This window comes from Leucobacter rhizosphaerae (genome assembly GCF_022919175.1).
GTDB classification, from domain to species: domain Bacteria; phylum Actinomycetota; class Actinomycetes; order Actinomycetales; family Microbacteriaceae; genus Leucobacter; species Leucobacter rhizosphaerae.
The window spans coordinates 2,392,660-2,417,363 of record NZ_CP095043.1; the positions used below are offsets into that span (position 1 = coordinate 2,392,660).

Genomic DNA, 24,704 nt, shown 5'->3' on the forward strand with positions numbered 1-24,704 from the left:
GGAGGGCGTCGGGTGCGGACTGCACGGCGATGGGGGCGAGTGGCGGCAGCCGGACTCGCGGTGGCGTTGCTATCGGGGTGCGTCCCGACGGCCGCGCCCGTGAGTCTTGACGCCGCCGATGACGGGGTGCTCAGGGTCTACGCCACGACGGGGTATCTCGCCGACGCGGTCGCGACAATCGCGCCGGAGGCCGAGATCACGACGATGGTGGGTCCGGGCGGCGATCCGCACACGTACCAGCCGTCGACCCGCGACATCGAGACGCTCCTGAACGCGGACGTGGTGCTCTGGAATGGCCTGCACCTCGAGGCGCAGATGCTCGATCAGCTCGGCAGCCTCGGGGATCGCCAGCTCGCGGTGGGGGATCACCTGCCCGCGGAGTTGCTGCTGAACTGGCCGGAGACCGACGAGCTCGGCAACCCGCTGCACGACCCCCACGTCTGGAACAGCCCCGCCGCCTGGTCACTCGTCGTCGAGCAGGTCGTCGACAAGCTGGCCGAGACCGATCCCGAGCACGCACCGGAGTACCGGCGCAACGCTGACGCGTACCTCACGGAGATCGCCGAGGCCGCCCGCGAGACGGAGGCCCTCCTGGCGGAGATCCCGGAGGACCGGCGGATCCTCATCACCGGGCACGACGCCTTCGGGTACTTCGGCGACACGTACGGCCTCGAAGTCCACGCGACGGACTTCGTCTCCACCGAGGCCGCGCTCAGCCCGGAGGAGCTCTCCGAACTCGCGACCCTCATCACCGATCACCGGGTACCGGTGATCTTCCAGGACAACCAGGCGAACCCGCAGGCGATCACGAGCCTGAAAGAGGCCGTGCGCGCCCGCGGCTGGAACGTGGAGGTCTCGGGATCCGAGCTCTACGCCGACTCGCTCGGCGCCGATCCCGGGGTCGACACCTACCTCGACGTCTTTCGCCACAACAGTCGGGCCATCGCGGACGCGCTGGCCGGAACGGAGGAACCATGACCGAGTCGGGTCTCGCGTGCGCCACGCACCGCCTGAGCGTCGCGTACCGGTCGGAGCCCGTGCTGCGCGGGATCGACTTCGCGGTGCCGACCGGTGTCGTCATGGGCATCGTCGGTCCGAACGGGGCGGGCAAGTCCACGCTCATCAAGGCCATGCTCGGTCTCGTGCCGCCGCTCACCGGCTCGGCGGAGTTCTTCGGGCGGCCGCTCGCCGAGGTGCGCCGACGGGTCGGGTACATGCCGCAGTCCACGAGCGTCGACTGGGACTTCCCGACCACGGTGCAGGACGTGGTGACGATGGGCACCTACGGCGGGCTCGGCTGGTTCCGCCGCCCGGGTCGCGCCGAGCGAGAGCGGGCGCTCGTGGCGCTCGAACAGACCGGGATCGCCGACCTCGCGACGCGCCAGATCGGGGAGCTGTCGGGCGGCCAACGACAGCGGGTCTTCCTCGCGCGTACGCTGGTGCAGGATCCCGATCTGTACATCATGGACGAGCCGTTCCAGGGCATCGACGCGAAGAGTCAGCAGGCGATCGTCGCCGTGCTCCACCGGCTGCGCGCCGCCCAGAAGACGGTCGTCATCGTGCACCACGACCTGGCGACGGTGCGGGAGTACTGCGACAGCGTGACCCTCTTGAACCGCACGATCATCGCCTCCGGCCCCGTCGACGAGGCCTACACCCGCGAGAACATCCGCGCGACCTACGAGGTCGCGGCCGGTGACGACGCCTTCCTCGAGTTCGCCTCATGACCCTCATCGAGTTCTTCGGCAACCACACCTACCGCATGGTGTTCCTCGGCACCACGGTGATCGGCCTCGTCGCGGGCGCGCTCGGCAGCTTCGCCTACCTGCGCAAGCAGTCGCTCATCAGCGACGTCGTCTCGCACGCCGCGCTGCCCGGGGCGCTCCTCGCGTTCCTCGCCGCGGTCACGGTGTTCGGCGCCGACGGGCGGAACATGATCGGCCTCGTGATCGGCGCGGTCGTCGCCGGGATCCTGGCGGTCCTGCTCTCGAACGGGATCGCGCGGCACTCCAAGATCCGGATCGACGCGGCGATGGCCGTGGCGCTCACGCTGTTCTTCGGCGGCGGCATGCTCCTCATGCGGATCATCACCAACAGCACGCTGCCCGGCAAGGGCGGGATCCAGGACTACCTCTTCGGCAACGCCTCCGTCATCACGATCGCCGACCTGACGACGAGCATCGCGGTCGGTGCCGTCGCCCTCGCCCTGATGGTCGTGTTCTGGAAGGAATTCGCCCTGCGCACCTTCGACCCCGACCACGCCCGCGTGCTCGGCTTCAACGGGCGCATCGTCGACATCCTCATGTTCGCCACCGTGGTGATCGCGACGGTCATCGGGGTGAAGGCCGTGGGCCTCGTGCTCATGGTCGCGTTCGTCGTGACGCCGCCCGCCGCCGCGCGGCAGTGGACCCGCACCCTCCCGAGCATGGTGATCCTCTCCGGCGTATTCGGAGCCGTCGGCAGCGGCGTCGGCGCGTATCTCTCGATCGTGCTGGGCAAGGTGCCCACCGGACCGCTCATCGTGCTCACGCTGTTCGCCATCTTCCTGGTCTCGATCCTGTGCTCGCCGCGCCGGAGTGTGCTCGTGCGGGCCGTCGCGCGATCCCGAGCCCGAGCGGCCCTTCGTGCGGAGCTCGTCGCCGAGGGGAGCGTCGCCCGATGAGCTTCCTGATCGGCACGATCCTGCTCGCGGTCGTCACCGCGCTCGCCTGCGCGCTCCCCGGGGTGTTCATCGTGCTCCGCAAGAACTCGATGCTCGTCGACGCGATCAGCCACGCGATCCTGCCCGGCATCGTCGTCGGCTACTTCTTCACCCGCAATCTCGATTCGCCGCTCCTGATCCTGGGTGCGGCACTCGCCGGTCTGGTGGTCGTGCTCGGCAGCGAGTGGCTCGCGCGCACCGGGCTGCTCACCGGAGACGCGCCGCAGGGCCTCATATTCCCGGCGCTTTTCAGCGCCGGTGTGATCCTCGTCACCCTGAACTTCGCGAACGTGCACCTCGACGTGCACGCCGTGCTCGTCGGCGACCTCAACCTCGCGGCCTTCGAGCATCTGCAGGTGGGCGGGGTCTCGATCGGGCCGGCCTACCTGTACGTCATGCTCGCGGTGCTGGCGGTGAACGCGCTGTTCATCACACTCCTGTACCCGCGACTCAAGGTCATGACCTTCGATCCCGCGTTCGCCGCCGCGATCGGCGTGCGCACCCGGATCCTCGGCACGGCCTTCATGTTCCTCGTCTCCGTGACCGTCACCGCCGCGTTCCACGCCGTGGGCGCGATCCTCGTCATCGCGCTCGTCGTCGCGCCCGCCGCGACCGCGTTCCTGCTGACCCAGCGGCTACGCAGTCTGATCGCGCTCACGCTGGCCTTCGCCGCAGGCGGCGCACTCGCCGGGTTCGGGATCGCGTACGTGCTCGACGCCGCGACGAGCGCCGGAATGGCGGTGCTGTACGGGATCCTGTTCATCGCGGTCTTCCTGATCAGCCGCTGGCGGCAGCGCCGGCACCAGCGGCGCGGGTCCACCGCGGGCGTTCCCTCAGATCCACACTAGGTCTGTCACGGTCCGCGCGAGGGTCTGCAAGCTTAACCGGAATGTTACTTACTGCCGTATGCCCAGTATCGGGCCGGAACCCGCGGAAAACTCCCGGAAGATCCAGGCTGACTATTGAGCCGGGTAGACACTCTGAAACATTTCCCGCGAAACCGCGCAGTACACTCGGATCGAGGTTTCGCCCGTGAAACCAGCCTGTTGTTATTTGGAGGATCGATGAAGATTCGTTACGCGCTCCCCGCGCTTGCCGCTGCTGCCGTACTCACCCTCACCGGGTGCGTCACCAACACCGAAGGGCCGGAACGCGAGTCGACCGACACCTCGGGCATCACCGTCGACGAGGCGGCCGCGGCGCTCGTGCCCGCCGACATCAAGGAGTCGGGTGTGCTGATCATCGGCACCGACGCCTCCTACCCGCCCAACGAGTACAAGGACTCCGAGGGCAACATCGTCGGCTGGGGCGTCGACCTCATGGACGCCGTGAGCGCGCGCCTCGGTCTCGAGCCCCAGTGGGAGGAGTCGGGCTTCGACACCATCATCCCGAGCATCCAGGGCGGCAAGATGAACATCGGCTCGTCGTCCTTCACGGACAACGCCGAGCGTCAGAAGACGGTCGACTTCGTGAACTTCTACGAGGCCGGTGTGCTCTGGGCGGCCCCCATCGGCAAGGAGATCGACCCGAACGACGCGTGCGGGCACAAGGTGGCCGTGCAGGCCGGCACCTTCCAGCACACCGATGAGCTCCCCGCGAAGTCGGCGGAGTGCGAGGCCGCGGGCAAGCCGGCCATCGAGATCATGCCGTTCGAGGGTCAGGCCGAGGCGACGAACGCGGTCGTCCTCGGGCAGGCCGAGGCGTTCTCCGCGGACTCCCCGGTCACCCTCGACGCGATCAACGCGCAGAAGGACAAGATCGCCGCGTCCGGCGAGGCCTTCGACGTCGCGCCCTACGGCTACGCGCTGCCGAAGGATACGGAACTGACCCAGGCCGTGCAGGCGGCACTGCAGTCCCTCATGGACGACGGCACGTACCTCGAGATCCTCACGAAGGCCGGCGTCGAGGACGGCGCCATCGACGAGGCGACGATCAACGCCGGGTCCTAGGCCGAGTCGGACACCACAGAGGATCACACGATGTCTGATGCTCAAGGTGGGACCGCGGAGAGCACTCCGCGGTCCCAGCCGTTCTACGAGTCGGAGCCGATCACCGCGATCAAGCTGAAGCACCCCGGCAGGATCATCCTGGCGGTCGTGCTGGTGGTCCTCGCGGGCCTCTTCATCTTCGACGCCGCGAATCGCGAGGCCTACAACTGGCCCGAGGTGGGCAAGTACCTCTTCGACACTCGAATCGTCACCGCCGTCGGCTACACGCTGATGCTCACGATCTACTCGATGGTGATCGCGATCATCCTCGGCGTCGCGCTCGCGGTGATGCGGCTGTCGCCGAACCCGATCGTCAAGGCCGTCGCGTGGGTCTACCTGTGGATCTTCCGCGGCACGCCGGTCTATGTGCAGCTGGTGTTCTGGGGCTTGTTCGCGGTCATCTATCCGACGATCGGCTTCGGGCTCCCCGGCCTGCCGCCGGTGTTCGAGTTCGAGACCAAGGCGATCATGACGGCGTTCACGCTCGCCATCATCGGCCTGGCGCTGAACGAGGCCGCGTACATGGCCGAGATCGTTCGCGCCGGTCTGCTGTCGGTCGACAGCGGTCAGGACGAAGCGGCGATCGCGCTCGGCCTCGGCTGGTGGCACACCATGACTCGCGTCGTGCTGCCGCAGGCGATGCGCGTCATCATCCCGCCCACGGGCAACGAGGTCATCTCGATGCTGAAGACGACGTCGCTGGTGAGCGCCGTGCCGTTCACGCTCGAGCTCTTCATGAAGACGAAGGACATCGCGGCGGTCACCTACAACCCGGTCCCGATGCTCATGGTGGCCTCGGCCTGGTACCTGGTCGTCACCTCGGTCCTCATGGTCGGGCAGTACTACCTGGAGCGGCACTTCGCGAAGGGCGTCGGGCAGCGCCCCGACGTCATGAAGCCGACGGTCGAGACCGGCGTGATCGGGATCACGGGCGATGTCGACCATCACCCGACCTATCCCAGCGCGGGAGGCGGCGAGAACATCGTGCCGCCCCACAGCCGACCCGGAGGAGGTGCCGCGTGAACGTGCATGCAACCGATGTCCCGATGGTGAAGGCCGAGGGCGTGTCCAAGTCGTTCGGTTCCAACCTGGTGCTGAAGTCGATCTCGCTCGAGGTGCAGCGGGGCGAAGTGCTCTGCCTGGTCGGGCCCTCGGGTTCGGGCAAGTCGACTTTCCTGCGGTGCATCAACCACCTGGAGACGGTCAACGCCGGCCGGCTCTCGGTCGACGGCGAGATCGTCGGCTACCGCCAGAAGGATGACAAGCTCTACGAGATGCACCCGCGCGAGGCGGCGAAGCAGCGCCGCGACATCGGCATGGTCTTCCAGCGCTTCAACCTGTTCCCGCACATGACCGCGCTCGAAAACGTGATGCTCGCGCCGACCCTGCTCGGCAAGGGCAGCAAGGCGATGCTGAAGTCACGGGCGCTCGACCTGCTCGCCCGAGTCGGGCTCGCGGAGCGCTGGGATTACTACCCCGCACACCTGTCGGGCGGCCAGCAGCAGCGTGTCGCGATCGCCCGGGCGCTCGCGATGGAGCCGAAGCTGATGCTCTTCGACGAGCCGACCTCCGCGCTCGATCCCGAGCTCGTGGGCGAGGTGCTCGACGTGATGAAGGGGCTCGCCGAGAGCGGCATGACGATGATCGTCGTGACGCACGAGATGGGCTTCGCGCGCGAGGTCGCCGACAAGCTCGTCTTCATGGACGGCGGCGTCGTCGTGGAGGAGGGCGATCCGAACGACGTGCTCTCGAACCCGCAGCGCGAGCGCACGCGGGCGTTCCTCTCGAAGGTGCTCTAGCACCACCTTGCCCCCGGCTTGCGTGAGCGATTTCTGGTGAGATCCAGCCGGATTCCACCAGAAATCGCTCACGCACCAGGGGGGGTGCGGGCCGCAGGCCCGATTGGCAGTGACGGGCCGCAGTACCGGCCCGCAGTACCGGGCTGCCGGCCCGGGCCGCAGCGCCGAAACCTAGGAATTCACCCCGAGGTCGTTTTTGATCTTGGTGGTCGAGACGCCCTCGGTGCGGTCGAGGTAGATCACTTCGCAGTAGTCGCGCAGCACCTCGAATCGCGGATCGCCCGCCCAGTCGCCGCCCATGACGACCGCGTCGATCTCGTACCGCTGCACGTCGCGGATCTTCTGGTCCCACGCCTGCTCCGGGATCACCAGGTCCACGTAGCGCACGGCTTCGAGCATGTTCTTGCGGGTGTCGAAGTCGTGGTACGTCTGCTTGCCCTTGCCCGCGTTGAACTCCTCCGTCGAGGCGGCAACGACGAGGTAGTCGCCGAGGTCGCGCGCGCGCTTCAGCAGCCGGATGTGCCCCCAGTGCAGGAGGTCGAAGGTGCCGTAGGTGAGGATCCGCTTCATGGTTCCAGTGTAGGGTCGCGACCTCGGAGTCGGCCCTATCGAGCGGGCCCCGCCCGGCGTAGGCTGGAGGGACCACCCGAGCACCGCCGTCGACTGGAGGACATCATGTCGCACACCGATGACCGTCACGTTCCGGAGCACGCCCCGGACCACGAGTCCGATCCCGCCCGCACCCCGGGCGACGGGTGGGTGGGTGAGGGCGGCGCCTCGCACCTCGGCCCCGCGACCCACACCGACTCGGGTCGGCCCGCGGCGGACGAAGCCGACGACGGCGAGACGCCGGCCGCCGAGTAGCTCCTCGGGGTCTCAGCCGAGGTGGCGCTCGGGGGCTAGCCGAGCAGCAGCATGATCCCCGCGATCGCGGAGACCACGGCGATGACGAGCGCGACGCCGATGAGGATCGCGTGCACCGTGAGGAACTTGGTGGGGCGACCCTGCGCGTCGCGCGCCCGGGGGTCCTTGGCCACGCGGGTCCAGAATCGCGGCCAGACGACCACATTGTAGAGGGCGTTCAGGAGCAGCAGGATTCCGGCGAAGACGACCATGACTCCAGCTTATTCGGTCGGTTCCTGCGACGCCCGCGAGCCCACGATCCCGAACCACAGCTCACCGAGCGACGCGGCGGTGAGCATGAGCAGGATCAGCGACCACGGGATTCCGGCCTGCGCGAGCAGCCCGAGGAGCAGCGGTCCCGTCGCCGCGACCGCGTAGCCGACCCCCTGGCTGATCGCCGAGAACGATGCGGTCTGCGCGACGCTCGGCGCGGTGAAGACGATGAGCGCGATCGCGATCCCGAACGCCGCGCTCTGCGCGACGCCGAGCACCGCGACCATGACCGGCGCGAGCGCCACGGGCCCGAACGCGAGGCCCACGAGCCCGAGCGCGGAGAGCACCGCGATCCCCGCGATGAGCCTGGTGCGCAGCTGCGGCCGTGCGGCGAGGGTCGGGGCCAGGAGCGACGCGGGCAGCCCCGCGATGCTCAGCCAGGCGAGGAGCAGCCCGGCCTGGGCGGGGGCCATACCGCGGTCGACGGCGATGGTGGGCAGCCAGGCGGTCAGGGAGAAGTAGATGAGCGCCTGGCAGCCGAAGAAGCCGGTCACCGACCAGAGTCCGCGCGCGCGGAGGATCGACTCCGCCGGTGCAGCGCTTCGCTGCGGCCCCGCGGAGCGCCCGAGGCCGAGCCGGGGGGCGAAGCCGATCGCGAGCCCCAGGGCGATGAGCAGCGGGATGCCCCAGGCCGTGAGCGCCGGGGCGACCCGATCGCCGAGCAGGTGGAAGAGCGGGATCGCGGCCGCGGCCCCCGCGGCGGCGCTGACGCCGAACGAGGTCGTGTAGATCCCGGTCCAGAACCCGCCCCGGTGCGGCAGGGCGTGACGGATGATCTGGGGCGCGAGGATCCCGAGCAGGGCGATGGTGGCGCCGACGAGCACGGTTCCGGCGAACAGAGTGGGGGCCGACAGCGGCCGCAGCAGCGTCGCGAGCGCGAGGGTCGCGAGCAGTACCGTGATGGCGCGCTCCAACCCGAGTCGGGAGACGAGCAGCGGGGCGAGCGGAGACGCGAGGCCGAACAGCAGCACCGGGATCGCACTGAGCACGGCGATGCCGGAGGCCGGCAGGCGGTACGCGGCGGCGATCTCACCGAGCAGGGGTGAGATCGAGGTGATCGGGTAGCGGACGCTGAGGCCCACTGCGATCACCAGAATGCCGGCGGCGACTCCCTGTGCGCGCTCAGCCCTGCTCATCGAGCAGTCGCGTCTGCTGATCGAGCACCCCGAGCGCCGCGGCCTGCGCGGTGTCCGGATCGCCCGCCACGATCGCGCGGAACAGCTGCTCGTGCTGGTCGGCGCGATCGGGGTCGGTGCCGCTCGCGAGGCAGGAGGCGTCGGTCACCGATTCGCGCAGGGACGTGTCGAAGCTCGCGTAGATGTCGGCGAGCAGCCGGTTGCCCGAGGCGTCGGCGATCCCGAGGTGGAACGCGACGTCGGCCTCGGCGAACGCGACGGTGTCGTTCGCGGCGATGGCCTCGCTGCGTCGGCGCAGGTGCTCGGCGAGGGTGTCGATGTCGCCCTCGACCCGGCACGCGGCTGCCTCGCGCGCTGCGAGCACGTCGAGGGCTCGTCGCACGCCGATGACCTCGCGACTGTCGGCCGAGTGCAGGGCCCGGCGGAGCGCGACCTGGGTCGCGTCGGTGGCGATGAGATAGGTGCCATCGCCCTGCCGGGTCTCGAGGAGGCCGAGCTGGACCAGGGAGCGGACTCCCTCGCGAACCGAGGTGCGGCTCACGCCGAGCGCTTCGGTGAGCTCGGCTTCGGAGGGCAGACGGTCGCCGATGGACCAGTTGCCCTGGGCAATCTCGCGCTTCAGCTCGTCGACCACCGTGTCGACGAGGGAGCGGCGTTGAATATGTCGCACGTCACCATCCTTGCAGGTTCGGGTACTTGTGTGGTTATCATATGTCTGATGACTCGCCCGGGTCCAGCCCGAGTGCGACGATCCCCATCGCACCGACCGACCGAGAAAGGCTCTCCAATGACGGCGAACCCCCCTCCCTCCCACCTCTCCACCCCCGGTCTCGTCGACTCGCACATCCACCCCGACAAGACCTCCTGGGGCGGTGCCTGGATGTCCCGTCGCCCCGCGTCGACCCTCGCGGAACTCATCGAGAACGATCGGGCCTCGCAGTTCTCCTTCGACCTGAGCGTCGAGGAGCGCGCGTTCGCCCTGCTCTCGCACGCGGTCGAGAACGGCACGCTCGCCATGCGCGCGCACGTCGACGTCTCGCCCGAGATCGGTCTCGCGAACGTGGAGGGGGTGCGCGCGGCCGCCGAGCGACTCGCGCCGTTCCTCACGGTGCAGATCGTGGCATTCCCGCAGTTCGGGTTGCTCACGAACCCGGGTGCGCTCGACGCGATGGCGGCGGCGCTCGACGCCGGCGCGGATCTCGTCGGCGGGATCGACCCCGTCGGGATCGAGCACGACCTCCACGGTCACCTCGACGCGGTCTTCGGGCTCGCCGATCAGAAGGGTCGCGACCTCGACATCCACCTGCACGACGGGGGTGAGACCGGCCTGGAGGAGATCCGCGAGATCGCCGCGCGCACGATCGCGGGCGGCCGTCAGGGCCGCGTCACCATCGGCCACGCGTTCGCGCTCTGCGACACCTCGCTGCCGAGCCTCGGCCGCACCCTCGATGCGGTCGCCGAGGCTGGAATCTGGATCGCGACGTGCGCCCTCGGTCCCGATCCCGTGCCCGACATCGATCTGCTCGAGCGCCACGGGGTGCGCCTCGTCGCCGGGTCCGACGGGGTGCGCGACAGCTGGAGCCCCTTCGGCACCGCGAGCATGGTCGACCGGGCCCATCTGCTGGGCTACCGCACCGGGGCGATGACCGATGCCGATCTCGAGCGGGTCTTCCGGCTCGCGTCCACCGCCGGCGGCGAGATGCTCGGCCTCCCCGAGATCGCCGACTGGTCGGGCGCCGACAGCGGCACGCGGCTCGAGTTCGAGGCCGAACACGTCGCCCAGCTCGTGGTCGACCGACCGGCCCCCGTCCGCGTGCTGCGCGACGGCCGCGAGGTCCCGCGCGGCTGAGCCGCCACCCGGCTGACCGCCCCACCGCTTCTCAACCCACACACACTGCACGACCATACGGAACGAAGGAGTCCCCGTGTCTCAACGATCACTCACCCTGGTCGGCGTCGCCGCCGTCGCCGCGCTCACCCTGTCCGCCTGCGCGGGCGGGGGCTCGGCGTCGGGCGGCGGAGGGGGCGGCAACGCCCTCGACGTCGACCTCAGCAGCCTCGCCACCACCACCGAACCGGGCACGCAGCCCGTCGCCGAGGTGACCTGGAACCTGCCGTATGAGCCGTTGTCGCTCGACCCCATGCTCACGTTCAACTACGCGGAGAACACGGTCGACGCGAACCTGTGCGAGGGGCTCACCCGCATCACCCCCGACCTCGGCATCGAGAACGCGCTCGCGGAGTCGGTCGAGACCCCTGACGACACCACCTACGTCTACACGCTGCGCGCGGGCACGACGTTCTGGGACGGCACCCCGGTCACGGCCGACGACGTCGTCTACTCGCTCGGCCGCCAGGTCGGCGCGGAGTCCGCGACGTACTGGGCCGACTACTTCCAGAACGTGGCCTCGGTCGAGAAGACCGGCGACATGCAGGTCACGGTGAAGATGACCCAGCCCGACGCGCTCTTCGCGCAGGGCATGTCGAGCGCCGCCGGTGCGATCGTCTCGAAGGCCGCGGCGGAGGCCGCGGGCGAGCAGTTCGGCACCCCGCAGGGCGGTCTCATGTGCACCGGCCCGTTCCAGCTCGACAGCTGGGAGCCGGGCAAGGCGATCACCCTCGTGAGGAACGAGGCGTACTGGGATCAGAACCTGATCCCGAAGGTCGAGAAGCTCTCGTTCAGCTTCATCGCGGACGAGTCGACGGCGGTGAACGCGCTCCGCTCGGGCGACGTCGACGGCCAGTTCTTCTACCTGCCGCCCGCGGGCCTCAGCCAGCTGCAGAACAGCGACGCGACGATCACGTTCGGCGAGTCCTACATCTTCTGGTCGCTCCGCGCGATCCAGCCCGAGGGCACCTTCTCCAACCCGAAGGTGCGCGAGGCGCTGCTCGCCGCGATCGATCAGCAGGCGATCTCGGAGGTCGTGTTCCAGGGGGCCTCGATCCCGTCGCCGGTGCTCACCGGCCCGGCCTACTACGCCGACGACGAGGCCGGCGCGCTCTTCCAGGAGGCGTTCGACTCGTACGAGGTCAAGCCCGACATCGAGAAGGCGAAGGCGCTGCTCGCCGAGGTCGGTGACGTGTCCGAGCCGATCGTGCTCGGGGTGCAGGGGTCCTCGGCGGTGCACGAGCAGACCGCGAGCCTCATCCAGGCGGCCGGTCAGGCCATCGGGCTCACGATCGAGACCAAGGTGATCCCGGTCGAGCAGTTCGGCAACCTCTACTTCGACGAGACTGCGCGCGAGGGCCTCGACGGCTTCTTCACCACCTACTACGGCAACGTGACGGATCCGCTCGACGTCTACACGACCTTCATGCCCGACAGCTCGAACAACTTCATCGGGTACGACGGCGCCGCCCAGGAGCTCACCGAGGCGCGCCAGACGCTCGACCCGGTCGAGCGCGCGGAGTACACGATCGCCGCGCAGGAGAAGATCACGCGCGACCTGCCGTGGCTGCCGATGGGCGACCTCCCGGTGATCCTCGTGCAGAACAACGCCATCTCGGGCGCGACCGCCTCCTCCGCCTACCTCGGCTACCCGTGGGCGGCGACCATCGGGGGCGTGGAGTAGCGTGTCCATCCCCGCCTTTCTCCTGCGACGGACGGGCAGCCTGCTGCTCGTCCTCCTGGTGACCTCGTTTGTGGTCTTCGGGCTCATGTATCTCGCCCCGGGTAGTCCGCTGAGCTTCGTGCTCGGTCCCCGGGGCGGGACCCCCGAGCAGATCGCGCGGGTCACCGAGCAGTACCACCTCGACGACCCGTTCTTCGTGCGCTACTTCGCGTGGCTCGGCGACATCGTCCAGGGGCAGCTCGGCGACTCGATCGTCTACCGCCAGGGGGTCTCCGACCTCATCGGCGGCCGCATCGGCACCACCGTCGCGCTCATCGCCCTCGCGGTGATCATCATCGCGATCGTGGGTATCGGACTCGGGCTGCTCGCGTCGCTCCGGGGCGGCTGGACCGACCAGATCGTGACGACCCTCGCGACGCTCGGACTCGCGACCCCGACCTTCGTGATCGGCGTCGCGCTCATCAGCCTCTTCGCGGTGGGGCTCGGCTGGTTCCCCACGAACGGCAGTGGCGGGGGCGGGATCGACACCCTGTGGCACCTGGCCCTCCCGGCGGTCGCGCTCTCGGTCGCGAGCGCCGCGTACCTGGCTCGGATCACCCGCGCCTCGGTGCTCGAGGAGGAGGGCCGCGAGCACGTGCAGACGGCGGTCGCCCGCGGCCTGCGCTCGAGCCTCATCGTGCGCCGGCACGTGCTGCGGAACGCGCTGATCCCGATCACGACGGTCATGGGCCTCACGATCGCGACGCTCATCGCGGGCGCCGTGGTCGTGGAGAACGTGTTCGCCCTCGACGGCCTCGGGTCCCTGCTCGTGCGCGCGATCCTGCAGCGGGACTTCGCGGTCGTGCAGGCCGTGATCCTCGTGCTGGTCGTCGCGTTCGTCGTCATCAACGCGATCGTCGACTTCCTGTACACCCTCATCGATCCGCGCATTCAACTCGGGAGCACACGATGACCGCACCCACGACCGCGCCGGGCCCCACGGCCCCGCGCACGACCCAGATCGCGCTCGCCCGATCGGTGGCGCAGGATCCCGGGCGCCTCACCCTGCTCGCCCGGAAGCTCGGGGTCTCCGGCATCATCGCGGCGACGGTGCTCACGATCTTCGTGATCCTCGCCGTGTTCGCGCCGGTGATCGCGCCCTACGACCCCGACTACCCGGATCTGCTCTCGGCGCTCTCGGGCCCGAGCCCCGAGCACATCCTCGGCGCCGACGCCCTCGGCCGCGACCTGTTCTCGCGGCTCATCTACGGCGCCCGCATCACGCTGCTCGGCCCCACGCTCGTGATCCTGATCTCGACCGTCGTCGGCACCCTGCTCGCGCTCATCGCGGCGTGGAATCGCGGCGCCGTCGACACGGCGATCTCGTGGGTGCTCGACGTGCTGTTCGCGGTGCCCGGCATCGTGTTCGGCCTCATCGCGGTCGCGATCTTCGGCCCGAACCTGCTCACGGTCGTGGTCGGCCTGTCGATCGGCTACATCCCCTACGTGGCGCGGGTGGTGCGCGGCGCCGCGCTTCGCGAGCGCGGCATGCCGTACGTGCAGGCGGCGTGGCTGCAGGGCCAGTCGGGCATCGGGATCAGCCTGCGGCAGATCTTCCCAAACGTGCAGCCCATCGTGGTCGCCCAGGCGGTGTCGTCGCTCGGGTTCGCGGTGATCGACCTCGCCGCCGTCTCCTTCCTCGGGCTCGGCGTGCAGCCCCGACGGCCGACCTCGGCCTCATGGTGAAGAGCGGCTTCGACTCGGTGCTCCGCGGCCAGCCACTCGAGGCCGTGAGCGCGGGCCTCGCCATCGTGCTCATCGTGTGGAGCATCACCGTCATCGGCGACCGGCTCGCCTCGAACGCAAGGAGCATCCGATGAGCGCACCGCTGCTCGAGATCACCGACCTGCACGCGAGTCTGGTCACCCGCTACCGCCGCCTGGACCTACTGAACGGGGTGAGCCTCACCCTCGACCGCGGCGAGGCGCTGGGCCTCGTCGGCGAGTCGGGGTCGGGCAAGTCCCTGACCACCCGCGCGGTGATGCGCATGCTCGCGAAGGGCTTCCGCACCGAGGGGGACATCCGGTTCGAGGGCGAATCGGTGCTCGGCATGAGCCGGGAGCGGCTGCGCCGCTACCGCGCGACCGAGGTCGGCATGATCTTCCAGGATCCTCGCGCCCACGTGAACCCGGTGCACACGGTGGGGGACTTCCTCACCGAGGCGCTGGTGCGGGATCGCGGGCTGCCGCGCGACGAGGTCGTCCGTCGCGCCGTGCAACTGCTCGACGAGGTCGGGGTGCGGCACCCGGAGCGGCGCTTGCGGCAGTACCCGCACGAACTCTCCGGCGGGCTGCTGCAGCGGGTGATGATCGCGAGTGTGCTGCTCGCCGAACCGAAGCTGATCCTCGCCGACGAGCCGACGACGGCCCTCGACGTGACGGCGCAGTCCGACGTCATGGCGATCCTCGACGAGCAGCGCCGCGCCCGCGGTCTCTCGCTCCTCTTCATCACCCACGATCTGGAGCTCGCGAACGCGTGCTGCGACCGGCTCGCGGTGATGTACGCGGGCGAGATCGTGGAGCAGGGAGCGCACGTCTACGACGCTCCGACGCACCCCTACACGGTGGAGCTCATGGGCGCTCGCCCGAGCATCGACGAGCGGCTCGACCGCTTGCCGGTGCTCGACTACAACATCGAGATGCACGACGCACTGAAGGCGAGGGCCGCAGGATGACGCACGCAGCCGCTGGAATCGAACTCCGCACCGACGCGGCACCGCAGCCGCTCATCGGCGTGCGCGACCTGCGAAAGGTCTTCCCGGCGCCCCGCGGCGTCAAGGCCGAGGACGTGCTCGCGGTCGACGGCGTCTCCTTCGACCTGCACGCCGACGAGTGCCTCGCGATCGTGGGGGAGTCGGGATCGGGCAAGACCACCGTCGCCCGCATGATCGTCGGCCTCGAGACCGTCACGAGCGGCACGGTGACGGTGGGCGGGCAGGATCGCTCGCGGGCCGCACGGCACCTCCGTGACCGCCGCGCGCGGGCACGCGAGGTCCAGTACGTGTTCCAGGACCCGTACTCGTCGCTCAACGGGCGGCAGCGGATCGGCGACGTGATCCTGAGCAATCTGCGGCTCCACGCCGAGGACCGACCGGGCCGGGTCGAGCTGCAGCGGCGTGCGCAGGAGGTGCTCGACGCGGTCGGGCTGCCGAAGCGGTTCATCGACCGGCTGCCCCGAGAGCTGTCGGGCGGGCAGCGGCAGCGGGTCGCCATCGCGCGGGCGCTCGCCGCCGACCCGGCGGTCGTGGTGCTCGACGAGGCCGTCGCGGCGCTCGACGTGTCGATCCAGGCGCAGATCCTGAACCTGCTCGCCGACATCAAGGCCGAGCGCCGGGTGAGTTACCTGTTCATCTCCCACGACCTCGCCGTCGTCAACCAGATCTCCGACCGCATGATCGTGATGGAGAACGGGCAGGTCGTGGATCAGGGAGATACCGCGACCCTGCTCGCCCACCCGACGCATCCGTACACGCGCGCGCTGCGGGCCGCGGTGCCCGGGCCGGGGTGGAAGCCGGTGCGGCGTGAGAGACTCGCGTCGTGACGGATGCGAGTGCAGCGCTGCCGAAGGTCGGGGGAGTCGCGGCCGCGACTGGTGCCACGGCTGCGGCCGCGACAGCGGTCAGGGCCTCCCATGTGCTGGCGCATGACGCAGAGCGAGGCGGATGCGTGGAGCTTCGCGACGCGACGGTGCTTATGCGCGGCGACAGGATCGAGGGAATCGCGAGCGGCGCGGCCGGCGATCGGCTCGCGGGGCAGGCCGCGGAGGTGATCGACCTGGGCGAAAGCCTGCTCATGCCCGGGCTCATCGATCTCGAGGGGCTCACCGACATCGACCACCTGCTGCTCGATTCCTGGTGGAGCCCGGAGCACGAGGCGCGGCTCGAGTGGTCGGAGGACTACGCGCGGGCGCCGCGCGAGGTGCTCACGACGGCGGAGCGAAGCACGCTGCGCCGCTACGGGCTCGTGCAGCTGATCCTGCACGGCATCACCGCGGCGATGCCGATCTCGTCCGAGGTGCACGGCGCGTGGGCCGAGACGCACGATGACGCGCTCGACACGGCGCGCACCGCGAGCGAGCTCGGCATCCGGGTGTTCCTCGGCCCGTCCTACCGCTCGGCGGTGCACGTCACGCGGGCCGACGGCTCGGCGGGACTGCACTGGGACGAGGCGCGGGGCGACGAGGCGTTCGCGGGCGCCGTCCGGTTCCTCGACACCGCCCGGGCGCTCGACGATCCGCTCGTCACCGGCGTGCTCGTGCCGTGCCGCATCGAGACGGTGAGCGACGACCTGCTCGCGCGCACCGCCGAGGTCTCCGCCGCGCGCGACGCACTGGTGCGGGTGCACGCGACCCAGGGGCTCGCCTCGGAGCGCGACCTGCTCGTGAGGGATCGCGGCGCCACTCCGCTCGGGCTGCTCGGGCGGGTGGGCCTGCTGAACGAGCGGCTGATCCTCGCGCACGGGGTCTACCTCGACGTCCACCCCGAGGTGCACGGGGAGGATCGCGGCGATCTCGCTGCGCTCGCCGCCGCCGGAGCGACCGTGGTGCACTGCCCGCTCACGAACGCGCGCTACGCCTTTTGGTTGGAGCGGCTCTCGCAGTACCTCGATGCCGGGGTGGGGATCGCGCTCGGCACGGACTCCTTCCCGCCCGACCTCATCCGCGCGATCGACACGGGGGTGCAGCTGGCCAAGGCGCAGCAGGGCGACCTCGGCCGCGGCATGCTCGCCGAGTACGTCGAGGCTGCAACGCTCGGTGGTGCACGGGCGCTCCGTCGGCCCGACCTCGGCAGGATCGCGCCGGGCGCCGCCGCAGATCTGGTGGCCTTCTCGCTCGGCGACCTCCGCATGGGCGCGATCGACGATCCGATCCGGACCCTCGTGCTCGCCGGCACCGGGCGCGACGCGCACTTCAGCATGGTCGCGGGGCGCGTGGTGATGCGGGATGGGGCGATCCCGGGTGTCGACGTCGGGGCGCTGCGGGCCGAGGGGCAGCGCATCTTCGAGAAGCTGCGTGCCGCCTACCCCGAGCGCGATGCGCTGGCGGGCACCGCGGGTGCGAGTGGATCCGGCGGCGCTGGTCCCGTCGATGCGGGTGCCGCAGCCGACGCGCTCTTCCCGCCGGTGTTCCCGCGGGGCTGAGCCGGGCACGGCCGCATCATTCCCAGCGCAGCGCGCGCAGCTGGGCCCAGACGGTCAGGAGAGTGTCGGGGCCGTGATCGGTGATCGGGAGGAGGGTTCTGAGTTTGCGCATGCGGTAGCGCACCGTCTGCTCGTGCACGCGAAGCCGGCGTGCGGTGCGTCCCACGTTGCCGGATTCCTCCATCCAGCACTCGAGCGTGTCGAGCAGGTGCCGGCTCTCCTCTCCCCGGTCGACGAGTTCGCGAACCTCGGGGAGCACGAGACGGTCATCCAGATCGAGCTGCCGTCGGCAGGCCGAGATGAAGAGCTGCGGTCGCACCATCGCGACGGTGCCGACGACCGAGTTCGCACGGTCCACGGCGGCAGCCACCTCCCGTGCCTCGTCGACGGCGTACATCAAGCGGTGACCGATCGGGTGCGGATCGCTGAGCCCGATCGACAGCCCGCGCAGCGTGTCCTCGGAGAGTTCCGAGAGGGCCGACGTCATCCACTCCTGCACGGTCTCGACTCGCGTCGCCGGGCACCAGGCGACGATCTCATGCCCGTCGATGATGATCACCATGTCCGGGACGTACATCGCGAGGTACCTCGCCAGCACCGAGCGTATCTCCGACAGGCGCACCGCGGCACCGGTTCCCCGGGGAACGGCGGCGAGAACGATGATCCCGATCTCGTCGGCGGTGGGATCGAGCAGCTCTCGGTCCCCGGGCCGGTTCGCGGAGATGAGCATCCGCTTGAACGCCGCTTCGCGCCGTGACCCGTGCCGAGAACCCTGCCGCCACGACTCGAGCAGGGTGTCGGCGGCGAGCGTCGCGGCGGTCGTGAGGACCTGCGCCTTCTCGTGCGACAGCGGATGTTCAGAGGGCCGATCCCCGTCCGGGTCGAGTGCCCAGATGGTCCCGAGCGGGATACTTCCCGCGCGGATGGCGATCGCCGCCCGCGGAAGGTAGGGGTCGTGACGGTCGAAGCGCACGATGCCATCTGCGGCGAGCACGTCGCGGTACCGCCGTTCGTTCACCGGCGCGTCCCCGGCGCGGCGGAACAGGATCCCGGTGGTCCGGAGGTCGTCGATCGCCTGGCCCTGCACGGAGGAGTGGGCGAGGATCCCCCGCTGATGGTCTTCGATCGCCACGGACCCGCCGTAGACCCGCGCGACCGTGTTCGCGAGCGCGAAGAGCTTATCTCCGGTGGAGGGGGCGAGGTCGAGCGTTTGCGCGTGTTCGCCGAGCACCCGCGTGAGGAGCGCGTCGAACTCCCGCCAGCTCACATAGGCCGCGAGCACGACCGCGGCAAGACCTCGCTCGAGGATGTCCCGGATCGCACTCGCGGCGGCCTCACTGCCCTCCTCGACCTTCACGACGACGCCGGCGCAGCCGCTCTCGTGGGCGTCGTCGAGCGCACGGCGGAATTCGTCGGGGCGCATGGCGTCGGCCGAGACGACAGAGAGGAGCACACCCTCACCCCCGGTGCTTCCACTCCGAGCGTCGTAGATGTCGAGCGCCCGGATGAAGGGATCAGACTCCCGGTCGGGACGCACCACACGGATCAGATCGCTCCCCAGGTGCGTTTCGAGCTCCCCGAGGCGCAACCCGAAGTCGCGATCCTCCCAACCGTCCAACGCATCGAGGTGTGCGCTTTTCGATAGATCCATGGGGAAACTCTAGCGAATCCGATAAAAGTTTCGATTCGGCGGGCTCCTAGTCTGGTGTTTCGTCTTCCCATCACAGTGTCGTCAAGGAGTTCCACGTGCCACGCTCGCGTCCGCTGCCCCCGTCGTTGGAGAGAGTCTTCCCCCGTACCAGCGGCATCGGCCCGGACGGAGAGCTCACCATCGGAGAGTGCTCGATCCCCGAGCTCGTTCAGAGGTTCGGTACCCCGCTCTACGCTTTCGACGAGCGGGGCCTGCGCGAGACGATGCGGGAGTATCGGGAGGGCCTCTCGGCACGGTGGCCGAACTCGCGGGTGTGCTTCGCCTCGAAGTCCCTTCCTTGCCTGGCCGCCTACGCGCTCGCGCAGGAGGAGGGTCTGTCGGTCGATGTCGCAGGCGAGGGCGAGTTGCGGCTCGCTCTGGCAGCGGGCGTGGACCCCGAGCGTCTGGTGCTGCACGGGAACGCGAAGAGTCGGCAGGAGATCGACCTCGCGCTGCGCGTCGGCGTCGGGCTCATCGTGGTCGACAACCTCCACGACATCGCGCTCCTGTCCGAGCTCGCGACCGGAACGCAGGACGTGCTCATCCGCGTCATTCCCGAGATCGACGCCCAGACCAACCCGGCGATCGCCACCGGTGGTCGCACCTCGAAGTTCGGCCTTCCGATCGATCAGGCGATGGCGCTGATCGATCAGTTGCAGGATCACCCGGCGATCCGGGTCCGCGGCGTGCACCTGCACATCGGCTCGCAGATCCTCGAGACCGAACCGTTCGCGGCTGCGGTGCGGGTGCTGGGTGAGCTCGGTGAGTTCGAGACGTACAACATCGGCGGCGGTCTCGGAGTGAACTACTCGGAGGACGACGCGGCCCCGACGATCGACGCGTATCTCGATGCGGTCACCGAGGCGGCGCGGCAGGCGATCCCCGCCGCTGCCGAGCTGATCATCGAGCCGGGTCGTTCGCTGGTGGCCCGGAGCGGGGTCACGGTGTACCGCGTGCGGAACGTGAAGCAGTCGAACGACCTCTTCGTGGCCGTCGACGGGGGAATGTCCGACCAGCTCAACATCGCACTCACCGACGATCGCTTCACCGCGGTGATGGCCGAGCGCGTGGAGCTGCGTCCGGACACCACCGCGCAGCTGGTCGGGCGCCAGTGCGAGTCCGGCGACTTGCTGGTCGACCGGGCGAGGCTCCACGCCCCTCGAGCCGGCGACATCGTCGCACTCGGGGCGACGGGGGCGTACGGCTTCACCTTCGTCAACAACTACAACGGGGCGCTCCACCCACCCGTCATCTTCTGCGCCGACGGCGAGTCGAGAGAGGCCGTGCGGCGTCAGACTTACGAGGAGTTCATCGCACCGCATGACCGCACGGGGCTCCCCGCCCACCCGCATACCTTCCACTGACGTTTCACCGAAGAAAGGCAGATCCATGCAGAAGAAGAATCGAATCACCGGGCTCCTCGCGATTGCGGCGGTCAGCGCGCTGGCGCTGAGCGGTTGCAGTGGCGGCGGCGCCGAATCCGACGATGCGGCAGGCGCCTCGACGCAGGGACTTCCACTCGCCGTCACCACCGAATTCACGACCGACGTCAGCGACGACGCAGCGGCGATGCTTCCGGCCGACGTGACCGACCGAGGCGTGATCCGCATCGCGATGGGCGTCCCGTACCCGCCCTTCGTGGAGGTCAACGAGAACGATGAACTCATCGGCCTCGACGTCGACCTCGCGACCGCGCTGAGCCAGAAACTCGACATCCCCATCGAGGTCAACCATCAACCCTTCGAGTCCGTGATCCCGTCGCTGCAGTCCGACCGTCACGACCTCATCATGATGGGCATGAACGATTCCCAGGAGCGACAGCAGACGCTCAACTTCGTCGAGGAGATCCGAGCCGGGTTCGGGATCGTGGTTGCCAAGGGCAACCCCGAGGGCATCACGACCCTCACGGATCTCTGCGGGCTCAGCGCGTCGACGCAGAAGTCCACGCTGCAGGCCGAGCTGCTCGCCGAGCTCTCGGAGGAGTGCATCGCGAACGGCGAGGAGGGGATCGACGTGCAGGCCCTTCCTGTCGCACAGGACTCCCAGACGGCGTTGCGCGCCGGGCGGGCGCAGGCGTACATCGTGGACGCGCCGGTCGCCGCGTACACGGTCGCGACTGCCGGAGACGGTGAGCACTTCGAGATGATCGCGGACCCGGAGAATCCCCAGGGCTTCAACCCGGTCTTCACCGGGATCGGCCTGCTGAAGGATCGCACCGAACTCACCGACGCCCTGCAGGCGGCCATGCAGGAGCTCATGGACGAGGGCGTGTACCAGGCGATCCTGGATCAGTACGGCATGGGCGCCCTGGCGTTGGACGAGGCCCGCGTGAACGCGGCGACGGAGTAGCGGCACCCTCATGGCTGTGACTGTTCCGAGTCGAGAATTCGACAACGCTGTCGTTCCGCTTCGCCGACCGGGGAGGTGGGTGGGTGCAGCGGTCATCATCGTGCTCCTCATCGCCTTCGCGCAAGCGATCGCGACGAACGAGAACATCGACTTCGCCACCATCGGCGAGTACCTCTTCAACCCGCGGATCCTGTCGGGGGTGCAGCTCACGCTGCTGATCACGGTGATCGCCATGTCGTGCGCGGCGATTCTCGCGGTCATCGTCGCGGCGATGCGCATGTCGGGAAACCCCGTGATGGTGGCGGTCGCGGCCGTCTACGTCTGGGCGTTCCGCGGGACCCCGCTTCTGGTTCAGATCGTGATCTGGGGATACTTCGGCCTGATCTTCGACAAGCTGACCCTCGGGATCCCGTTCACCGACATCGTCTTCGTCCAGGCGGACACGAACACGCTGATCACGGCGATGGTCGCGGGCATCATCGCGCTGACGCTGAACGAGGCGGCCTATTCCTCGGAGATCGTCCGGTCGGGCATGCTGTCCGTCGACGAGGGACAGCGCGAGGCGGCGGCGTCGCTCGGCATGAGCCCGGCGTACTGCTTCATGCGCGTCCTGCTGCCGCAGGCGATGCGGGTGATCATCCCGCCGATGGGCAATCAGCTCATCTCGATGATCAAGAACACCTCCCTGCTCTCCCTCATCGCGGTGCTCGAGCTCTACACCCAGGCCACGCAGATCTCCGCGCAGAACCTGCGGCAGGTCGAGCTGCTCATCGTGGTGAGTATCTGGTACCTCGCGATCGTGTCGGTGCTGTCGATCCCGCAGCACTACCTCGAGCGATACTTCGGGCGCGGCAGCACGAAGAACCAACCCCAAACGCTGATGCAGAGGGCCAGGGAGGTCACCGGCTCCATCCAGGTGCAGCGTGAGCACAAGCGCAAGCGAAAGGCCCAGAATCATGTCTAACTCCACCACGCCGGTCCCCGGCGCAGGCGCCGCCGCTCTCGACGAGACCGCACTGGTGCGGTTGCGCGGGGTGCGCAAGCGATTCGGCTCGCTCGAAGTGCTTAAGGGCATCGAAATGGATGTGCACGCGGGGGAGGTCACCTGCCTCCTCGGACCCTCGGGGTCCGGCAAGTCGACGCTGCTGCGCTGCATCAATCACCTCGAGACCATCAACGGCGGCCGGGTGACGGTGGACGGAGAACTGGTGGGGTATCGCGAGCGCCGAGGCGAACTGCACGAGCTGCACCCGCGTGATGTCGCCAAGCAGCGGCGGAAGATCGGCATGGTCTTCCAGCGCTTCAACCTGTTTCCGCACATGACCGCGCTGGAGAACATCATGGAGGCGCCGGTCGGCGTCGCGAAGCGTCCGAAGGCGCAGGTGCGGGCGGATGCGATGGAACTCCTCGAGAACGTGGGTCTGTCGGATTGGGCGGGCCACTATCCGGCTCAGCTCTCGGGCGGTCAGCAGCAGCGCATCGCCATCGCTCGCGCGCTCGCGATGAAGCCGAAGATCATGCTCTTCGACGAACCGACCAGTGCGCTTGATCCCGAACTCGTGGGGGATGTGCTCGAGGTCATGCGCGACCTCGCGAGTGCCGGCACCACCATGGTCGTGGTGACGCACGAGATCGGGTTCGCGCGGAGCGCGGCCGACACCGTCGTGTTCATGGACGATGGTGTCGTGGTCGAGAGCGGGTCCCCTGAGCAGGTGTTCGACGATCCGAAGAGCCGTCGAACCCAGGAGTTCCTGGAGAGCGTGCTCTAGGTGTCCGCGCCGGTCTTCCCGCGGGGCTGAGCCCGAGCGGGCACCAGCGAGCGGGCATAGGCTGGCGGGCATGACTGAGTACCGGCAGATCGTACGCAAATGGGTGAAGCCCGAGGACCTGAATCAGCACGGCGCGCTGTTCGGCGGGCGCTTGCTGCAGTGGGTCGATGAGGAGGCCGCAATCCTCGCGGTCGCGCAGCTCGGCACGACGAGCCTCGTGACGCGATACATCTCGGAGATCAACTTCAGCGCGCGCGCCGACCGCGGCGACCTGCTCGAGCTCGACTTCCGCGTGCAGGCGTTCGGGCGCACCTCGCTCACCCTCACCTGCCGGGTTGAGAACGCGGTGACGGGCCAGGAGATCCTGACCCTCGACCGCATCGTGTTCGTCGCGGTCGACGACAACGGACAGGCCGTGCCCCACGGCCGCACCGAGGCGACCGCGGGCACGGAGCGCCTGCGCCAGCGCTGAGGCCGGGCCCCGCTGCCCGTCACCCGCCCCGCGTCACGTTGCGGGGCCAAAAATGCACGAGAACCTCTCGAAACGCGTGCAACAGTGGCCCCGAAGCCTCAGCCGAGCAGAGGCGCCGCACCTACTCCGCGGCGGGGGCGAGGTCGTACGTGACCCAGGGGGTCTCCTTCGCGATCCGGTCGTACAGGCTCCGCGCGGTCGCGTTCGTGTCGGCGGTGATCCACCGGACGAGTGACGCTCCCTCGTCGCGCGCGATTTCCGCGAGCCGGTGCAGGATCGCGGTGCCGGCCCCCGTGCCCCGCGCCTCGGGCGAGGTGAAGAGGTCGTCGAGGTACAGCCCGTGCGCCCCATCGATCGGCCGCGAGAATCTGCGGAAGTGACCGAGTCCGAGTAGCGTGCCGTCGAGCTCGGCGACGAGCGCGCGGGACTCGTGGGTGTCATCGAGCAGCCACCCCCAGACGGTGTCGTACACGGCGGGATCGTGGGGCTTGCCGTAGAAATCGCGGTACCCGCGGTAGAGCCCGGCCCAGGCCTCGCGGTCGGCGGCGGTGACGGGACGTACGACGATCGCGCTCACGCCAGCTTCTCCACTTCCACGAAGACCACGGGGGAGTCCGAGGTGCGGTTCTCGACCTGGTGCTCCGATCCCGCCGGCCGCGTGTAGCTCTCGCCGGCCACGAGCTCGGCGACGATCTCCTCGCCCGCCGCGGTCACGACGTGCATCGTGTCGGTCACCATCGGCACCACCACGTACTCGAAATCGTGCCGGTGCATCGGGATCACCCCGCCCGGATCGATCGTCCACTCCGTCACGCGGAAGTGCTCGTTCTCCAGCTGGACTCTGCTGTGCGCACCCGTGCTCATGTTCCTCCTGT

28 protein-coding genes are annotated in these 24,704 nt (G+C 69.2%); 21 read left to right on the forward strand and 7 right to left on the reverse strand.

All coding sequences use genetic code 11. From position 1 onward, the window contains the following. Positions 1-99 precede the first annotated feature (99 nt). From MUN76_RS11090 to MUN76_RS11120, 7 genes are all read left to right on the forward strand, one after another. Entirely contained in the window at positions 100-978 is an 879-nt protein-coding gene (locus tag MUN76_RS11090; RefSeq protein WP_244684668.1) for a metal ABC transporter substrate-binding protein, read from the forward strand. After that, a complete protein-coding gene (locus MUN76_RS11095) occupies positions 975-1,727 on the forward strand; it encodes a metal ABC transporter ATP-binding protein (protein ID WP_244684670.1) in 753 nt (250 codons plus the stop codon). The genes MUN76_RS11090 and MUN76_RS11095 overlap by 4 nt, the downstream gene beginning before the upstream one ends. Next, complete coding sequence (locus MUN76_RS11100) at positions 1,724-2,662, forward strand: metal ABC transporter permease (protein WP_244684672.1); 939 nt, start codon at positions 1,724-1,726, stop codon at positions 2,660-2,662. Before MUN76_RS11095 ends, MUN76_RS11100 begins: the two co-directional genes overlap by 4 nt. Further along, entirely contained in the window at positions 2,659-3,549 is an 891-nt protein-coding gene (locus tag MUN76_RS11105; protein ID WP_244684674.1) for a metal ABC transporter permease, read from the forward strand. Before MUN76_RS11100 ends, MUN76_RS11105 begins: the two co-directional genes overlap by 4 nt. 216 nt (positions 3,550-3,765) lie before the next feature. Continuing rightward, entirely contained in the window at positions 3,766-4,650 is an 885-nt protein-coding gene (locus MUN76_RS11110) for an ABC transporter substrate-binding protein (RefSeq protein WP_244684676.1), read from the forward strand. Positions 4,651-4,680: 30 nt separating this feature from the next. Beyond that, entirely contained in the window at positions 4,681-5,712 is a 1,032-nt protein-coding gene (locus tag MUN76_RS11115; protein ID WP_244684678.1) for an amino acid ABC transporter permease, read from the forward strand. Between the two features lie 23 nt (positions 5,713-5,735). Further along, positions 5,736-6,488: an amino acid ABC transporter ATP-binding protein gene (locus tag MUN76_RS11120; protein ID WP_244688760.1), complete on the forward strand. Its 753-nt coding sequence runs from the start codon at positions 5,736-5,738 to the stop codon at positions 6,486-6,488. A gap of 171 nt (positions 6,489-6,659) precedes the next feature. Here MUN76_RS11120 and tagD read toward each other — a convergent pair whose 3' ends face one another. Further along, complete coding sequence (gene tagD / locus MUN76_RS11125; protein ID WP_244684680.1) at positions 6,660-7,058, reverse strand: glycerol-3-phosphate cytidylyltransferase; 399 nt, start codon at positions 7,056-7,058, stop codon at positions 6,660-6,662. A gap of 105 nt (positions 7,059-7,163) precedes the next feature. Between tagD and MUN76_RS11130 the strand changes: the two genes are divergently transcribed. After that, a complete protein-coding gene (locus MUN76_RS11130) occupies positions 7,164-7,352 on the forward strand; it encodes a hypothetical protein (protein ID WP_244684681.1) in 189 nt (62 codons plus the stop codon). A 35-nt stretch (positions 7,353-7,387) separates the two neighbouring features. Here the strand turns inward: MUN76_RS11130 and MUN76_RS11135 are convergent, their stop codons facing one another. Genes MUN76_RS11135 through MUN76_RS11145 form a run of 3 tightly spaced genes read right to left on the reverse strand, consistent with a single transcriptional unit; the run spans position 7,388 to position 9,470 of the window. Then, entirely contained in the window at positions 7,388-7,603 is a 216-nt protein-coding gene (locus MUN76_RS11135; RefSeq protein WP_244684683.1) for an SCO4848 family membrane protein, read from the reverse strand. Positions 7,604-7,612: 9 nt separating this feature from the next. Next, positions 7,613-8,800, reverse strand: coding sequence for an MFS transporter (locus MUN76_RS11140; RefSeq protein WP_244684685.1), 1,188 nt, complete (start codon positions 8,798-8,800; stop codon positions 7,613-7,615). Further along, positions 8,787-9,470 (reverse strand): FadR/GntR family transcriptional regulator, encoded by a 684-nt coding sequence (locus tag MUN76_RS11145; RefSeq protein WP_244684687.1) that lies wholly within the window; start codon positions 9,468-9,470, stop codon positions 8,787-8,789. Before MUN76_RS11145 ends, MUN76_RS11140 begins: the two co-directional genes overlap by 14 nt. A 117-nt stretch (positions 9,471-9,587) precedes the next feature. Between MUN76_RS11145 and MUN76_RS11150 the strand changes: the two genes are divergently transcribed. From MUN76_RS11150 to MUN76_RS11185, 8 genes are all read left to right on the forward strand, one after another. Further along, positions 9,588-10,649 carry an amidohydrolase family protein gene (locus MUN76_RS11150; RefSeq protein ID WP_244684689.1) on the forward strand — a complete coding sequence of 354 codons (1,062 nt, stop codon included), beginning with the start codon at positions 9,588-9,590 and terminating at the stop codon, positions 10,647-10,649. A 76-nt stretch (positions 10,650-10,725) separates the two neighbouring features. Next, on the forward strand, positions 10,726-12,372 hold the full coding sequence (locus tag MUN76_RS11155; protein WP_244684691.1) for an ABC transporter substrate-binding protein: 1,647 nt from the start codon (positions 10,726-10,728) through the stop codon (positions 12,370-12,372). A gap of 1 nt (position 12,373) precedes the next feature. Then, positions 12,374-13,324, forward strand: coding sequence for an ABC transporter permease (locus tag MUN76_RS11160; RefSeq protein WP_244684692.1), 951 nt, complete (start codon positions 12,374-12,376; stop codon positions 13,322-13,324). Beyond that, positions 13,321-14,097: an ABC transporter permease gene (locus MUN76_RS11165; RefSeq protein ID WP_244684694.1), complete on the forward strand. Its 777-nt coding sequence runs from the start codon at positions 13,321-13,323 to the stop codon at positions 14,095-14,097. The genes MUN76_RS11160 and MUN76_RS11165 overlap by 4 nt, the downstream gene beginning before the upstream one ends. Next, a complete protein-coding gene (locus MUN76_RS11170; protein ID WP_244684696.1) occupies positions 14,091-14,231 on the forward strand; it encodes a hypothetical protein in 141 nt (46 codons plus the stop codon). Before MUN76_RS11165 ends, MUN76_RS11170 begins: the two co-directional genes overlap by 7 nt. Further along, positions 14,228-15,085 carry an ABC transporter ATP-binding protein gene (locus MUN76_RS11175; protein WP_244684697.1) on the forward strand — a complete coding sequence of 286 codons (858 nt, stop codon included), beginning with the start codon at positions 14,228-14,230 and terminating at the stop codon, positions 15,083-15,085. Before MUN76_RS11170 ends, MUN76_RS11175 begins: the two co-directional genes overlap by 4 nt. Further along, a complete protein-coding gene (locus tag MUN76_RS11180; protein WP_244684699.1) occupies positions 15,082-15,951 on the forward strand; it encodes an ATP-binding cassette domain-containing protein in 870 nt (289 codons plus the stop codon). The genes MUN76_RS11175 and MUN76_RS11180 overlap by 4 nt, the downstream gene beginning before the upstream one ends. Beyond that, the gene (locus MUN76_RS11185; protein WP_429952658.1) at positions 15,948-17,549 is read left to right on the forward strand and encodes a chlorohydrolase family protein; all 1,602 of its coding nucleotides are present in this window, start codon (positions 15,948-15,950) and stop codon (positions 17,547-17,549) included. Before MUN76_RS11180 ends, MUN76_RS11185 begins: the two co-directional genes overlap by 4 nt. Before the next feature lie 16 nt (positions 17,550-17,565). On the opposite strand, the gene MUN76_RS11190 is transcribed toward MUN76_RS11185, so the two are convergent. Further along, a complete protein-coding gene (locus MUN76_RS11190; RefSeq protein WP_244684703.1) occupies positions 17,566-19,200 on the reverse strand; it encodes a PucR family transcriptional regulator in 1,635 nt (544 codons plus the stop codon). A 95-nt stretch (positions 19,201-19,295) separates the two neighbouring features. On the opposite strand from MUN76_RS11190, the gene lysA reads away from it, so the two are divergent. The 5 genes from lysA (at position 19,296) to MUN76_RS11215 (ending at position 23,829) form a co-directional block, all read left to right on the forward strand. Then, on the forward strand, positions 19,296-20,603 hold the full coding sequence (gene lysA / locus MUN76_RS11195) for a diaminopimelate decarboxylase (RefSeq protein WP_244684705.1): 1,308 nt from the start codon (positions 19,296-19,298) through the stop codon (positions 20,601-20,603). 25 nt (positions 20,604-20,628) lie between these two features. Then, the gene (locus MUN76_RS11200) at positions 20,629-21,588 is read left to right on the forward strand and encodes an ABC transporter substrate-binding protein (RefSeq protein WP_244684707.1); all 960 of its coding nucleotides are present in this window, start codon (positions 20,629-20,631) and stop codon (positions 21,586-21,588) included. Positions 21,589-21,667: 79 nt separating this feature from the next. Then, the gene (locus tag MUN76_RS11205) at positions 21,668-22,552 is read left to right on the forward strand and encodes an amino acid ABC transporter permease (RefSeq protein WP_244684709.1); all 885 of its coding nucleotides are present in this window, start codon (positions 21,668-21,670) and stop codon (positions 22,550-22,552) included. Further along, positions 22,545-23,357 carry an amino acid ABC transporter ATP-binding protein gene (locus tag MUN76_RS11210; RefSeq protein WP_283248097.1) on the forward strand — a complete coding sequence of 271 codons (813 nt, stop codon included), beginning with the start codon at positions 22,545-22,547 and terminating at the stop codon, positions 23,355-23,357. Before MUN76_RS11205 ends, MUN76_RS11210 begins: the two co-directional genes overlap by 8 nt. A gap of 70 nt (positions 23,358-23,427) precedes the next feature. Beyond that, the gene (locus MUN76_RS11215; RefSeq protein WP_244684711.1) at positions 23,428-23,829 is read left to right on the forward strand and encodes an acyl-CoA thioesterase; all 402 of its coding nucleotides are present in this window, start codon (positions 23,428-23,430) and stop codon (positions 23,827-23,829) included. 121 nt (positions 23,830-23,950) lie between these two features. Here MUN76_RS11215 and MUN76_RS11220 read toward each other — a convergent pair whose 3' ends face one another. Together MUN76_RS11220 and MUN76_RS11225 are read right to left on the reverse strand one after the other, a co-directional pair. Then, positions 23,951-24,406 carry a GNAT family N-acetyltransferase gene (locus MUN76_RS11220; protein ID WP_244684713.1) on the reverse strand — a complete coding sequence of 152 codons (456 nt, stop codon included), beginning with the start codon at positions 24,404-24,406 and terminating at the stop codon, positions 23,951-23,953. Then, the gene (locus MUN76_RS11225) at positions 24,403-24,693 is read right to left on the reverse strand and encodes a cupin domain-containing protein (RefSeq protein WP_244684715.1); all 291 of its coding nucleotides are present in this window, start codon (positions 24,691-24,693) and stop codon (positions 24,403-24,405) included. The genes MUN76_RS11220 and MUN76_RS11225 overlap by 4 nt, the downstream gene beginning before the upstream one ends. Positions 24,694-24,704: the final 11 nt, after the last annotated feature.